The 13,709-nt window shown below is 68.4% G+C and carries 10 protein-coding genes; 3 read left to right on the top strand and 7 right to left on the bottom strand.

All coding sequences use genetic code 11. The annotated features are described in order from the left end of the window. A partial coding sequence (locus DTA22_RS08240) for a 3-hydroxyacyl-CoA dehydrogenase NAD-binding domain-containing protein (RefSeq protein WP_112299154.1) occupies positions 1–1,875 on the top strand: 1,875 nt, incomplete at its 5' end. A 51-nt stretch (positions 1,876–1,926) separates the two neighbouring features. Here DTA22_RS08240 and DTA22_RS08245 read toward each other — a convergent pair. The 6 genes from DTA22_RS08245 to DTA22_RS08270 are packed head-to-tail and all read right to left on the bottom strand — an operon-like array spanning position 1,927 to position 8,709. Beyond that, on the bottom strand, positions 1,927–4,626 hold the full coding sequence (locus DTA22_RS08245; RefSeq protein WP_112299155.1) for a fumarate reductase/succinate dehydrogenase flavoprotein subunit: 2,700 nt from the start codon (positions 4,624–4,626) through the stop codon (positions 1,927–1,929). Further along, positions 4,626–5,405 (bottom strand): ABC transporter ATP-binding protein, encoded by a 780-nt coding sequence (locus tag DTA22_RS08250; protein WP_112299156.1) that lies wholly within the window; start codon positions 5,403–5,405, stop codon positions 4,626–4,628. The genes DTA22_RS08245 and DTA22_RS08250 overlap by 1 nt, the downstream gene beginning before the upstream one ends. Then, positions 5,402–6,262 carry an ABC transporter permease gene (locus DTA22_RS08255; protein ID WP_112299157.1) on the bottom strand — a complete coding sequence of 287 codons (861 nt, stop codon included), beginning with the start codon at positions 6,260–6,262 and terminating at the stop codon, positions 5,402–5,404. The genes DTA22_RS08250 and DTA22_RS08255 overlap by 4 nt, the downstream gene beginning before the upstream one ends. Continuing rightward, positions 6,259–7,689 carry an ABC transporter substrate-binding protein gene (locus DTA22_RS08260; RefSeq protein WP_112299158.1) on the bottom strand — a complete coding sequence of 477 codons (1,431 nt, stop codon included), beginning with the start codon at positions 7,687–7,689 and terminating at the stop codon, positions 6,259–6,261. Before DTA22_RS08260 ends, DTA22_RS08255 begins: the two co-directional genes overlap by 4 nt. Positions 7,690–7,705: 16 nt before the next feature. Continuing rightward, positions 7,706–7,933, bottom strand: a complete 228-nt coding sequence (locus DTA22_RS08265; RefSeq protein WP_005240903.1) for a 4Fe-4S dicluster domain-containing protein — start codon at positions 7,931–7,933, stop codon at positions 7,706–7,708. After that, positions 7,930–8,709, bottom strand: coding sequence for a GntR family transcriptional regulator (locus DTA22_RS08270; RefSeq protein WP_112299159.1), 780 nt, complete (start codon positions 8,707–8,709; stop codon positions 7,930–7,932). The genes DTA22_RS08265 and DTA22_RS08270 overlap by 4 nt, the downstream gene beginning before the upstream one ends. 293 nt (positions 8,710–9,002) lie before the next feature. Here DTA22_RS08270 and DTA22_RS08275 point away from each other — a divergent pair, with 293 nt between their 5' ends. Together DTA22_RS08275 and DTA22_RS08280 are read left to right on the top strand one after the other, a co-directional pair. Further along, positions 9,003–10,019 carry an iron-siderophore ABC transporter substrate-binding protein gene (locus tag DTA22_RS08275; protein WP_112299160.1) on the top strand — a complete coding sequence of 339 codons (1,017 nt, stop codon included), beginning with the start codon at positions 9,003–9,005 and terminating at the stop codon, positions 10,017–10,019. A 96-nt stretch (positions 10,020–10,115) separates the two neighbouring features. After that, complete coding sequence (locus tag DTA22_RS08280) at positions 10,116–11,513, top strand: sugar porter family MFS transporter (RefSeq protein ID WP_037232360.1); 1,398 nt, start codon at positions 10,116–10,118, stop codon at positions 11,511–11,513. Positions 11,514–11,582: 69 nt separating this feature from the next. Here the strand turns inward: DTA22_RS08280 and dxs are convergent, their stop codons facing one another. Beyond that, entirely contained in the window at positions 11,583–13,532 is a 1,950-nt protein-coding gene (gene dxs, locus DTA22_RS08285; RefSeq protein WP_112299161.1) for a 1-deoxy-D-xylulose-5-phosphate synthase, read from the bottom strand. Positions 13,533–13,709 lie beyond the last annotated feature (177 nt).

The following is a 13,709-nucleotide window of genomic DNA, read 5'->3' on the forward strand; positions in this document are numbered from 1 at the left end:
TTCGCCGCGGGCGCGGACCTCAAGGGTGTTCCGAGCATCACGAACCGTGATCAGGCGCTCGAACTCGGCCGGCTCGGGCACAAGGTGTTCCGCCGGCTGCGCGAATCGTCCGTGCCGACGTTCGCGTTCGTCAACGGCGTCGCACTCGGCGGCGGGCTCGAGGTCGCGCTGCACAGCCACTACCGCACCGCATCCGAGAGCGCGGGCGCACTGGGTCTGCCCGAGACGTTCCTCGGACTCGTTCCCGGCTGGGGCGGAACGCAGTTGCTGCCCAACCTCATCGGCCCCTCGAACGCCGTCACCGTCGTCCTCGAGAACGCGCTGAACCAGAACAAGACACTCAACCCGAAGAAGGCCCTCGAACTCGGCGTCGTCGACGCGGTGTTCGGTTCGGCCGACTTCCTCGAGCAGTCCTTCGCCTGGGCCGCGCAGGTCCTGGCCGGCGAGATCACGCCGGCGCGTCCCGAGATCGACCGGGGCAAGGGCTGGGACGACGCGATCGCCCGCGCGAAGGCCGTCGTCGAGGGCAAGACCAAGAACAACGCCCCCGGACCGGTCAAGGCCGTCGAACTCCTCGAGCTGGCCCGGACCACCGATCTCACCGATCCCGCGTCGCTCGACAAGGGCTTCGCCGCCGAGGACGAGGCGCTCGCCGACCTGCTGCTCGCCGACGAGCTCCGCGCAGGCCTGTACGCGTTCGACCTGGTGAACAAGCGCGCCAAGCGTCCCGCCGGCGCACCGGACAAGTCCCTCGCGCGCAAGGTCACCGGCGTCGGCATCGTCGGTGCCGGTCTGATGGCCAGCCAGCTCGCGATGCTGTTCGTCCGCCAGCTCAAGGTTCCGGTCGTCCTCACCGACATCGACCAGGAGCGTATCGACAAGGGTGTCGGCTACGTCCACGGCGAGATCGACAAGCTGCAGGGCAAGGGCCGGTTGTCGCCGGACGCGGCGAACCGCCTCAAGGGTCTCGTGTCCGGATCGCTGGACAAGGCCGCGTTCGCGAAGACCGACTTCGTCATCGAGGCCGTGTTCGAGAACCTCGATCTGAAGAAGAAGATCTTCGCGGAACTCGAGGAGCACATCGCCCCGGAGACGATCCTCGCGACCAACACGTCCTCGCTGTCGATCACCAAGATGGCCGCGGACCTGAAGCACCCGGAGCGGGTGGTCGGCTTCCACTTCTTCAACCCGGTCGCCGTGCTGCCCCTGCTCGAGGTCATCAAGGGCGAGAAGACCGACGACGCCACCCTGGCAACGGCGTTCGCCACCGCCAAGGCGCTCAAGAAGTCGGCCGTCGGTTCCGCCGACCTGCCCGGGTTCGTCTTCAACCGGCTCCTGATCCGCACCCTCGGTGAGGTCATGAACGCGGTCGACGAGGGCACCCCGTTCGAGGTGGCCGACAACGCCATCGCCGAACTCGGCATGCCGATGACCCCGTTCACCCTGCTGGCCCTCGTCGGGCCGGCGGTCGCGCTGCACACCGGCGAGACCCTCGCCGAGGCGTACCCCGAACGCTTCCACAACTCCCCCGGACTCGAGGCGCTGGTCGAGGCCAAGAAGTCGGCGGTGTGGAGCTACGGTGCCGACGGCAAGCAGGTCGTCGATCCCGAGGTCGCCGAACTGTGGAAGCAGGGCGACAAGGCGTCCACGTCCGAAGAGGTTCTGGAGCGCACGCGTCGCGCGTTCGCCGAGGAGATCCAGATCATGCTCGACGAGGGTGTCGTCGCCGCGGCCGAGGACATCGACCTCTGCCTGATCCTGGGCGGCGGGTTCGGTTTCTGGAACGGTGGCATCACCCCGTACCTGGACCGCACCGGCACCTCCGAGGCCGTCAACGGCAAGCGGTTCCTGGCGCCGGGCGTAGCGAGCGTCTGACCCCCATGTGAGTGGGGAAGTGTGCCCCGGCACGCTTCCCCACTCACGTGCTCAGGGGACGGGGACGTGGTCGGCGGCGGCGAGCGCCTGGCGGGCGTACGCCCGCACGTCGGCGTCCGTGTCCTCGAGGGCAGTGGTGAGCGCGGCGACGGCGGCGCGGTCGCCGGACCACCGGCCGAGTGCGAGGACGGCCGCCTTCCGCACGTCGAGGTGCGCATCCGTCAGGGCGTCCGCCAGTGCGGGCACCGCGACGCCGGGGTCCGCTCCGGCGAGTGCCCGCGCGGCGCCCTGCCGGATCTGCCAGGCCGACTCCCGCAGCGCCGCCGTCGCGCGGCTCACGTCGTCGCCGTGGCAGCCCAGGCTCGCGAACGCCGTGAGCGCGGCGGCGCGCACCAGCGGATCGCGGTCGCCGGCCAGCGAGCGCACCATGTCGACACCGCCGAGCCCGATGGTGGCCAGGCCGTGTGCGACGGTGATCCGCACTTCACGGTTCTCGTCGCGTGCCCCCTCCGCCACCGACTCCCACCGGTCCAGCGATACCAGCGCCCGCACCGCTTCGATTCTGACGTGGTGATCGCCGTCGGACAGTGCGGTCAGGAACTGCTCCGCCGAACCGGCGTGCAGGGCGCGCAGAACGTCGACGACGGCGGCCCGGACCACGGCGTCACCCGACCCCAGGTGGTCGGCCAGTCCGTCGGCGGACGGCAGCACCTCGACGAGTTCGCGCAGGCCGTCGGCGGCGGCGCGGCGCACCGTCACGGCACCGTCGCCGAGGGCGCCGACGAGGGCTGCCCCGAATCCGTCGGGGGTTCCTTCCGTCAGCACCGAGAGCGCCGTGACGCGGACCTGCGGGTCGGCGTCGCGCAGATACGGTGCGAGCTCGGCGACGCTCGGCGCGTCGAGTCCGAGGACCGCGACGATGGCCGGTGACGACGGCTCCTTCCGGACCGGCGCCGCGATGCGCGAACGTTCCTCCACCGGTGCCCGGCCCCCGACCAGCGGCGGCTGCGCCACGGGTACGACCGACCGGTCCACCGGCGGAAGGGAATCGAGTCCGGGCACCGGCACGAAATACGGCTCCACGGGGCGCTTGAGGAACTCCATGTCGCCGTTCTCGCCGCGCCGCAGATTCAGGTGGTATCCCCATTCGTCGTCCCGCTGCTCCGGGAGATCCGCGCGTTCGTGATAGAGCCCCCAGCGACTTTCGGTTCTGGTGAGGGAGCTGCGGGACGCCATTTCCGCGCAGTCCCGGATGAACGTGACCTCTGCGCAGCGCATCAGCTCGTGCGGGGTGGTCGCACCCATTCCGGCGATCTCCCCGGCCATCCGTTCGAACGTCTCGACGGCGATCGACAGCTTCGTCGCCGTCTTCGGCGGCGCGACGTAGTCGTTGACGAAGCGGCGCAGCTTGTACTCGACCTGCGGCTGGGGCGGCCCGTCCGGGTTGCGCAGCGGCCGGTAGATAAGCTCGTGCGCGGCGGCCAGCTGTTCCGCGGGCAGCGCGGTCGGCGCCTCGACGTCGGGCAGGGTGCCGGTGGCGTGCGATCCGGCGAGGTCGCCGTACACGAATGCGCCGATCATGTAGTTGTGGGGCACGCACGCGAGGTCGCCTGCCGCGTACAACCCCGGAACGGTGGTCGCACCGTGCTCGTCGACCCACACCCCGGACGCAGAATGCCCGCTGCACAAGCCGATCTCGGAGATGTGCATCTCGATGTCGTGACTGCGGTAGTCGTGGCCGCGGTTCGCGTGGAACGTGCCGCGGGTGGGGCGTTCGGTGGTGTGCAGGATCGACTCGAGCGTGTCGAGGGTTTCCTCCGGGAGGTGGCTGACCTTGAGATAGATGGGCCCGCGGGCGGATTCGATCTCGCTCTTGACCTCGCTCATCATCTGCCCCGACCAGTAGTCCGAGTCGACGAACCGCTCCCCCTCGGCGTTCACCTGGTAGCCGCCGAACGGGTTCGCGACGTACGCGCAGGCCGGGCCGTTGTAGTCCTTGATCAGCGGGTTGATCTGGAAGCATTCGATGCCGCTGAGTTCGGCTCCCGCGTGATAGGCCATCGAATACCCGTCACCGGCGTTGGTCGGGTTCTCGTACGTGCCGTAGAGGTACCCCGACGCCGGGAGCCCGAGCCGGCCACACGGACCGGTCGCGAGGATCACCGCCTTCGCCCCGACCGCGACGAACTCACCGGTGCGGGTGTTCAGCGCCGCGGCCCCGACGGCCCGGCCGTTCTCCGTCAGCACCCGGACGGGCATCAGACGGTTCTCGATGCGGATCTTCTCCCGCATCTTCTTCTGCCGCAGCACCCGGTAGAGGGCCTTCTTCACGTCCTTGCCCTCGGGCATCGGCAGCACGTACGAGCCGGAGCGGTGCACCCGGCGGACCGCGTATTCGCCGTACTCGTCCTTCTCGAACTTCACGCCGTACTTCTCGAGGCGCTGCACCATCGCGAAACCGCGGGTCGCCGTCTGGTACACGGTGCGCTGGTTGACGATTCCGTCGTTGGCTCTGGTGATCTCGGCGACGTAGTCCTCGGGTTCGGCCTTGCCGGGGATGACGGCGTTGTTGACGCCGTCCATTCCCATTGCGAGCGCGCCGGAATGGCGCACGTGCGCCTTTTCGAGCAGGAGTACGTTCGCGCCGTTCTCGGCGGCGGTCAGTGCCGCCATGGTGCCGGCGGTGCCGCCGCCGATCACGAGTACGTCGCAATCGAGACGGACGGTGTCGGCGAGGTCGGGGATGTCCATCAGGTCTCCGGAGTGTGGTTCAGCGCGGCGAGCACGTCGGCGCGGGCGGCACGGGTGCCGGGGTGGTCGAGGTGGTCGCGGTCCCGGGGGTGCGGGATGTCGACGAGTGCCCGCAGCGGCTCGCCGGCCCGGCCGAGGACCGCGACGCGGTCACCGAGCAGCACCGCCTCGTCCACGTCGTGGGTCACGAACACCACCGTGGTCGGGTGAGTGCTCCACGTGTCGACGAGTAGTCGCTGCATGACGGCGCGGGTCTGGGTGTCGAGGGCGCCGAACGGCTCGTCCATCATCACGGCCCGCGGTGCCCCGGCGAGGCCGCGCGCCAACTGCACTCGCTGGCGCATGCCGCCGGACAGGTTCTTGGGCAGGAAGTCGCCGAACCCGGTCAGACCCACCTCCGCGATCCAGCGATCGGCGGTCTCACGCCGGCCCTTGCGGGGTTCGCCGCGCAGTGAGAGGGCCAGTTCGATGTTCGAGCGCACGGTGCGCCACGGGAGGAGCGCGTTGTCCTGGAAGACGACGGCCCGGTCCCGGGACGTCGACTCCACCGCCGCGCCGTCGGCGACGACGCGGCCCGAATCCGGCGGCAGCAGGCCGGCGAGGGCTCGCAGGACGGTGGACTTGCCGCACCCCGAAGGTCCCGTGAGCACGAGGATCTCGCCGGGGACCACGGTCAGCGACAGCGAACGAATGACGGGGTTCCCGGTGTAGGACAGGGTGACGTCGTCGAGGACCAGCGACATGCCGGCGGCCACGGACGCTCCGGCGGTGGCGGTCATGCGCGCTCCCCTCGTGGCAGCCAGCGGGTGACGCGCCTGCCGAGCAGTTCGACTGCGCCGGACGTCGCGAATCCGAGGATGCCGATGGTGATCATGCCGACGAAGACGCCGGGATAGTCGACGATCGTGTACGCCTGCCAGGTGCGGTACCCGACTCCGAGCCTGCCGGAGATCATCTCGGCGGAGATCACGCAGATCCACGCCACCCCGATCCCGACCGACAGTCCGCCGAACACGCCGGGCAGGATTCCGGGCAGCACCACCCGGGACAGCACGTCCCAGCGTCCGCCACCGAGTGTGCGCACCGAGTCCTCCCACAATGTCGGGAGGGCCCGGACGGCGTGCCGGGTGCTCACCATGATCGGGAAGAACGCGGCAACGAACGTGATGAACACGATGCCCGCCTCGTCGCTGGGGAACAGCAGGATCGCGACGGGTACCACCGCGATGGCGGGGATCGGACGCGCGAGCTCCGTCAGCGGACCGAGGACGTCGGCGAACAGTTCCGATCTGCCGAGTGCGATTCCGGTGGCCACACCGACCACGGTGGCGAGTCCGAATCCGCTGAGGATGCGGATCAGCGACTGCCCGAGGTCGAGGTAGAACAGGTCGCTCTGCAGCTGGGTGCCGAACGCGGACACGACGTCGGTGACGGTGGGGAGCGTGTCGAACCGCAACCACACCCGAACGTCGTTGGCGGTCAGCAGCTGCCACGCGACGATTGCCGCGACCACGGACGTGACCCGCACGAGACGTGACCGCCACGGCGAGGTTCGTCGGCGCGTCGATACCGGATCGTGTTCTTCGACAGCGGCTTCGGTGTCGACCAGGACCGTCGACTGTTGCAGGGTTGTCACTGCCGCACCTCCTCGACCGCGCGGTCGTACGTGGTCACGCCGCCCGTGGGATGGGCGCGCAGATATCGGTCTGCCGCCGCGCCGGTGGTGAAGGGCAGGAAGTTGTCGCCGTCGCGCACCCACACCGATTTGTCGGCGAACCACCGGGTGCCGAGTTCGGCGTCGGGCACGTACGCGGCGCGGACGGTGCGGCCCTCGGCCCGGGCCTGTTTCACCGCCCGGAGCAGGCACGTCGGGTTCGCGGCCGGCTGTGTCTCGGTGGCGCCGTCGAACCAGACCTCCCCGGCCAGCGCCGGATCGCTCGGGGCGGTGGCGCACACGGGATCGGTGCCGGTGACCGACGTCGGGTTGGCCGTGGACGCGAGCGTGGCGTCGTAGTCCTGCCCGTCGGCCTCGAACGCGGACCGGAGCGGAGCGTCGTTCACGAAACCGTCGACGTCCAGGTCGGCGAAGTCGCCGATCGACTTCAGGTACGGCACATCGTTCTTCAGCGCACCGATCAGGGCCGGCTTGAGCGTGGTGTCGAACGACGTGCCGCCCGGGCCGTTGTACAGGTACACGACCTCCTGAGGCAGGCCGCTCGCGTCGGCCACGATCCTCGATGCCTCGAGTGGTTTCGTCTGGACGAACCGGGTGGCGTCGAGCTGTGCCCGGAGGAACGCGTCGAGAACCTCGGGGTGTTCGTCCGCGTACGCCTCACGGGCCACCACACCGTGCAGGGTCGGGGTTCGGAGTTCGGCGCCGTCGTACAGCAGCTTGGCCTTGTCCTGGAAGACGAGGAGCCCGGGCCAGGCGACGAACTGCGAAAGCGCCGCCACCTGACCGGATTCCAGGGCGGAGGATCCGACCTGGGGTTGTTGGTTGAGCACTTCGACGCCGGTGCCCGGGTCGATTCCTGCGCGATCGAGTGCCTGGACGAGGGTGCCGTGGCCTGCGGAGCCGACGCTCGCGGACACCTTCTTGCCGGCCAGATCGCCGAGTGTGGTCGCCGGTGAATCCGGTGGCACCACCACCATGTTCAGGGCACCCTCGGGGTTGTAGCCGGTGACCGAGACGATTTCCGTCTTCGAGCGCGGGTTCGCCTGCGTGCGGGAGCCGTTGATCAGCATGGGGTAGTCGCCCATCGATCCGATGTCGATCTTCTCGGCCACCATCTGCGCGGTGATCGGCGCACCGGTGTCGTAGTCCTGCCACTCGACGGAGTACTTCGTGCCGGTCTGCTCCGTCACGTCCTGCAGGCGCTGTTCGAGGTATCCCTGTGCGCGCAGCAGCGTTCCGGCGGTGACGGTGTTGATCGTCTTGGACTGGTACCCGATCACGAGCGTGACCGCGTCACCGTCGTCGGCCGCGGGTTCGAGGGAGCAACTCGTCGCCACGAGTGTCAGTGCCGCGGCGGCGATCGCGAAGGTGGAGGAACGTCGCTTCATCTGTGTGGTCTTTCGCTCAGCGGAGGAGGTACGGCATGTTCACGGTGACCGCGCCGGTCGGGCAGCGAGCCGCGCACGGACCGCAGTACCAGCATTCGTCGACGTGCATGAAGGCCTTGCCGTTCTCCGGGTTGATGGCCAGCGAATCGAGCGGGCAGATCTCGACGCACAGGGTGCAGCCCTCGATGCACAGCGACTCGTCGATGGTGACGGGTACGTCGGCTCGTTGATTGACCAAGGTCATGAGGTGAGCTCCCAGTTCGTGATGTCGGGTCGGCGGGCGAGGCTGCTGCGCAGGGTGATTCGGTCACCGCGCATGCGAATGTATTCGAGGTCGACGGGACGTCCGTCGACGAGCCGGGTGAGGCGTTCGAGCAACAGGAGCGCCGCCCCTTCGGGCGTCTGGAGGTTCGCGGCGGAATGGGCGTCGGCGTTCACCGATTCGATCGCCAGATCGGCGGAGCCGAGGGGCTGACCGCAGACCTCCTCGATCAGCGCGAACACGTCGTTGGTTTCGAGGTCGTGGCCGAGGATCTCGGCTCCGATGTCGGGGACGAGGTAGGTGAGGTCCAGGCTGAGCGGCAAGTCGCCGAGATGGCGGACCCGCTCGATGTAGACGGCGGGTTCGCCCGGCTCCAACTGCAGGCGGCGGGCGACGGCGGGCGGCGGGCTGATCTCCACGGCCGCGCGGACGTCGTTGCGGACCGCGCCGTGCCCCTTCAGCGTCTCCTTCAGCCCGAGCAGGGCGTCGAGACCGTGGTCGTACTTGCGCTGGGCCACGTGGGTTCCCACGCGCGGGGCCCGGTCGATGAGCCCCTCCTGCTTCAGCAGTGCCAGTCCGTCGCGTACCGCATTGCGCGACACGCCGAACTCGGCCGCCAACTCCGATTCCGACGGCAGTCCGCGTTCGGCGAAGGAGTCCGTGTGAATCTGCTGGCGGAGCAGGTCGGCGAATCTGCGCGCATGGTCCGCACGGGAACTGCGCGACGCCGTCTGGAGAGGAGTCGGATTCACCACCATGGTTCCTTCGTCGATAGTGCGTGTGAGCTGGACGAAGACACACGCTAACGGCAGTCGGCGGGGCCCGGAGTCGCCGCGAACAGCCGCTCGGGGCGCCCCCGTGATTCGGCCGGGTCCGCGCCGGGACCGGACCGCCTCACCAGCGCGAACACGGCACCGGCCCGGGAATACGCCAGGCCGGGCCGGGTACGGAAGTTTCAATCAGGGTGATTCGAAGTCGCGACGTCCGCCCGTCGAGCGATCAAGTCTAGGTTAGGCTTACCTACTGTTTTCGTCCCGAAGGAGCCGTTGCCGTGTTCGTACCCACCGCACGACGTCAGATCGCCGTCGCACTCGCTGTGGCCAGTTCGTCCCTCGTCCTCGCCGCGTGCTCGTCCGGCGACAGCGGAGGCACCACGGAAGCGTCCGGCGAGGGGTTTCCGGTCACGATCGAGAACACGTTCGGATCGACGACCCTCGACGCGGCACCCGAACGGATCGTCACGCTCGGATGGAACGCCCAGGACGTCGTCTACGCACTCGGCGAGACACCGGTCGGCATGCCGAAGTACACGTACGGCGCCGAGGCGAACGGTGTGATGCCCTGGCTGCAGGACCGATTCGATCCGTCCACGACCACGTTGCTCGACACGGCCACGTCCACCCCCATCGAGGCCGTCGCCTCGCTGGCGCCCGATGTCGTTCTCGCCCCGTACGAGGGATTCGACCAGGCGACGTACGAGAAGCTGTCGGGAATCGCCCCGACGGTGGCATACCCGGACAAGGCGTGGCAGACCACGTGGCAGGACCAGACCACGCTGGTCGGACAAGCGCTCGGCAAGAGCGCGGAGGCCGAGCAGCTGGTGGCCGGTCTCGACGACACCCTCACTCAGACCGCCGCCGCGCATCCCGAGTTCGCCGGCAAGACGATCTCGGTGATCAACTTCGACACCGACGCCGCGACGGTCAACGTCTACATGCCCTCCGATCCCCGGGTCCAGGTACTGACCCAGCTCGGGTTCACCGTGTCACCCGGCGTGCAGAAGCTGGCCGCGACCAATGATCCGGACAAGTTCTTCGCCGACATCTCCGTGGAGAACATCTCCGATGTGGACGCCGACGTCGTGGTCGCGTTCGTCCCGGAGAACACCACCGTTGCCGCGAACCCGGCCTACGCGAATCTCGGTGCCATCGGGCGTGGAACCGCGGTCGCGCTGTCGGACACGAAGATCATCTCGGGCCTCAGCCAGACCAGCGTTCTCGCGACTCCGTGGGTTCTGGACAAGCTGACACCGCAGCTGAGCGAGGCGGCGAAGAAAGCGGGTGCCTGAACTCCCGCCTGACAGGCGGTGTCGGGCGTAGCGTAATCCGGGACACAAATTTCCGCTGTGCCCGCATCAGGAACGCTCGCCGAAAGCAGGTATGCGATGACGCAGATGTCCGAAAGACACACCGCGAAGGTCATCGGCGTCACTGTCGCCGCCGCGGTAGGTGGATTTCTCTTCGGTTTCGACAGCTCGGTCATCAACGGCGCCGTCGACTCCATCCAGGGCCATTTCGAGCTGGGGTCGTTCTTCACGGGCTTCGCTGTGGCGATCGCCCTGCTCGGATGTGCTGTGGGCGCGTGGTTTGCGGGTCGCCTCGCGGACCGCTGGGGCCGCAAGAAAGTGATGCTGCTCGGTTCGGTGCTGTTCGTCGTGTCCTCGCTCGGAGCGGGTCTCGCGTTCAGCGTCCCCGACCTGATGCTGTGGCGTGTCCTCGGCGGCCTCGGCATCGGTATCGCGTCGGTCATTGCGCCCACGTACATCTCGGAGATCGCACCCGCCCGCTACCGCGGCGCGTTGGCGTCGCTGCAGCAGCTGGCCATCACTCTCGGCATCTTCGCCGCGCTGCTCTCGGACGCGGTGCTGCAGAACGCCGCGGGCGGCGCCTCCAACGAGTTGTGGCTGAACCTCGAGGCCTGGCGCTGGATGTTCATCGTCGGTGTGGTCCCCGCGGTCGTGTACGGCATTCTCGCCCTGCTCATTCCCGAGTCTCCGCGGTACCTCGTGGGCAAGCACCTCGATCAGGAAGCGGCCGACATCCTCGCGAACATCACCGGCGAGGTCGACCCGCAGGAGCGCGTCTCCGAGATCCGGCTGACCCTCCGCCACGAATCGACGGCGTCGTTCGACGATATTCGCGGCCCGAAGTTCGGGCTGCAGCCAATCGTCTGGGTCGGCATCTTCATGGCCATCTTCCAGCAGTTCGTGGGTATCAACGCGATCTTCTACTACTCCACCACGCTCTGGAAGTCGGTGGGCTTCACCGAGAACGAGTCGTTCACCACGTCGGTGATCACCGCGATCATCAACGTGGGCATGACGTTCGTCGCCATCCTGTTCGTCGACCGGATCGGCAGGCGCATCCTGCTCATGGTCGGCTCGCTCGGCATGTTCGCGAGCCTGCTCATGGCCGCAATCGCCTTCTCCCAGGCGACGGGCAGCGGCGACGACGTCGTGCTCCCCAGCCCGTGGGGGGCGGTCGCCCTGATCGGCGCCAACCTGTTCGTGATCTTCTTCGCCTCCACCTGGGGCCCGGTCATGTGGGTGATGCTGGGCGAGATGTTCCCCAACAACATGCGCGCCTACGCACTGGGCATCAGCACGGCGGCGAACTGGATCGCGAACTTCACGGTCACGCTGGCGTTCCCGCCGCTCACCCGCTCGGTGGGGCTGTGGTTCCTGTACGGCCTGTTCGCGTTCTTCGCGTTGCTGTCCTTCTTCTTCGTCCGGTCGAAGGTCCGGGAGACGAAGGGGATGGAGCTCGAGGAGATGCACACCTGACCCACGCACATACGGATCCGGCCGAATCACAGTGTGATTCGGCCGGACTTCTGCGTGGAGGGCTCGGTGCTACTGGCCGCTGTTCTCCGCGCGCTGCGCGTCGAGGTCGGCGACGACGCCGTTCTGCTGCTGGGGGCGCAGGTTCCCGAGGCCGGCGAACCATCCGGTGATCTGCCGGGCGACGTCCTGTGCGGTGAGGCCCAGCTCGGCGTGGATCTGTGCGCGCGACGCGTGGTCGAGGAATTGTTGCGGAACGCCGAGATCACGACAGGGGACGTCGACCCCGGCCGACCGCAGCGCGGCGGACACGGTGGAACCGATACCGCCGTGCAGTCCGCTGTCCTCGACGGTGACCACCATCGTGTAGTCCTCGGCGAGCTTCACCAACGACTCCGGGACCGGAAGGACCCACCGCGGGTCGATGACGGTCGCCGAGATGCCCTGCTGTTCCAGGCGTTCCGCCGCGGCGAGCGCGAGGCCGGCGAACGCGCCGACCGACACGATGAGCACGTCGTTCCGACCGGCGGGGGCGCGAAGGATGTCGACGACGCCGTCGAGGCGGCTCACCGCGGGCACGTCGTCGCAGACCGTGCCCTTCGGGAACCGGAGCGCGGTCGGGCCGTCGTCGACGGCCAGTGCCTCGTCCAGTTCCTCCCGCAGGGTGGCGGTGTCGCGGGGAGCCGCGACCTTCATACCGGGGACGATGCCCAGCAGCGACATGTCCCACATGCCGTTGTGGCTGGCGCCGTCGTTGCCGGTGATACCTGCGCGGTCGAGAACGAGGGTGACGGGAAGCTTCAGCAACGCCACGTCCATCAGCAGCTGATCGAACGCGCGGTTGAGGAACGTCGAGTAGACCGCGACCACCGGGTGCAGACCGCCCAGCGCGAGGCCGGCCGCCGACGTGACGGCGTGCTGTTCGGCGATCCCGACGTCGAACATCCGGTCGGGGTACTTCTCGCCGAACGCGGCGAGACCGGTCGGGCCCGCCATCGCCGCGGTGATCGCCACGATGTCCTGCCGGTGACTCGCCTGATCGATCAGCTCGGCCGAGAACACCGACGTCCAGTCGGCGGACGCCGATCCGGTCGACTTACCGGTGAGCGGGTCGATCACGCCGGTCGAGTGCATCTGATCGGCTACGTGGTTCTCGGCGGGCGCGTAACCCATGCCCTTGCGGGTGACGGCGTGGACGATGACCGGGCCACCGAACGCCTTCGCGCGGCGTAGCGCGGATTCGAGCGCGGCCTCGTCGTGCCCGTCGACCGGTCCGAGGTATTTGATGCCCAGGTCCGTGAACATCACCTGCGGGGCGACGGCGTCCTTGAGGCCCGCCTTCATGCCGTGCAGGACCGAGTAGGCGGTGCGGCCGACCCACGGAAGCTTCTTCACCATCCGGCGACCGCTGTCGAGGATGCGCTCGTATCCCGGCTGGAGGCGGAGGGCGGCGAGGTGGTCGGCGAGACCACCGATGGTCGGCGCGTACGAGCGGCCGTTGTCGTTGACGACGATCACCACCGAGCGGTCCTTGCCCGCCGCGATGTTGTTCAGGGCCTCCCAGCACATGCCGCCGGTCAGCGCACCGTCACCCACGACGGCGACGACGTGGCGGTCCTGACCGGTCAGTTCGAAGGCCTTCGCGAGGCCGTCCGCGTACGACAGCGAAGCCGACGCGTGCGAGGACTCGACCCAGTCGTGATCGCTCTCCGCCCGGCACGGGTACCCGGACAGGCCACCCTGCTTGCGGAGCGAGTCGAAATCGTCCTTGCGGCCGGTGAGGATCTTGTGGACGTACGCCTGGTGGCCCGTGTCGAAGATGATCGGGTCGGCGGGCGACTCGAAGATGCGGTGCAACGCGAGGGTCAGCTCGACGACGCCCAGGTTGGGGCCGAGATGCCCACCGGTCGCCGCGACCTTCTGCACCAGGAACTCACGAATCTCCGCGGCGAGCTGCTTCATCTCCGCCGAATTCAGCTGACGAAGATCGTCAGGCGTCTGGATACGGGCAAGAACACCCAACGAGATCGCTCCCTCCGTGATGCACGCCGCCTTGCGTGCCTCTGCCGTGGCTTCGTGTCACGTCACAGTGGAACCAGTCTACGGAGCCGCCGGAGTGCGGGACACGCGGTATGGGCCGGTGCGGCCCCATATCGCGGGCTCGTCCTCGGGCATCCCGGCCACGGCCGTGACCGGCTT

The organism is Rhodococcus wratislaviensis (assembly GCF_900455735.1).
Lineage (GTDB): Bacteria > Actinomycetota > Actinomycetes > Mycobacteriales > Mycobacteriaceae > Rhodococcus_F > Rhodococcus_F wratislaviensis.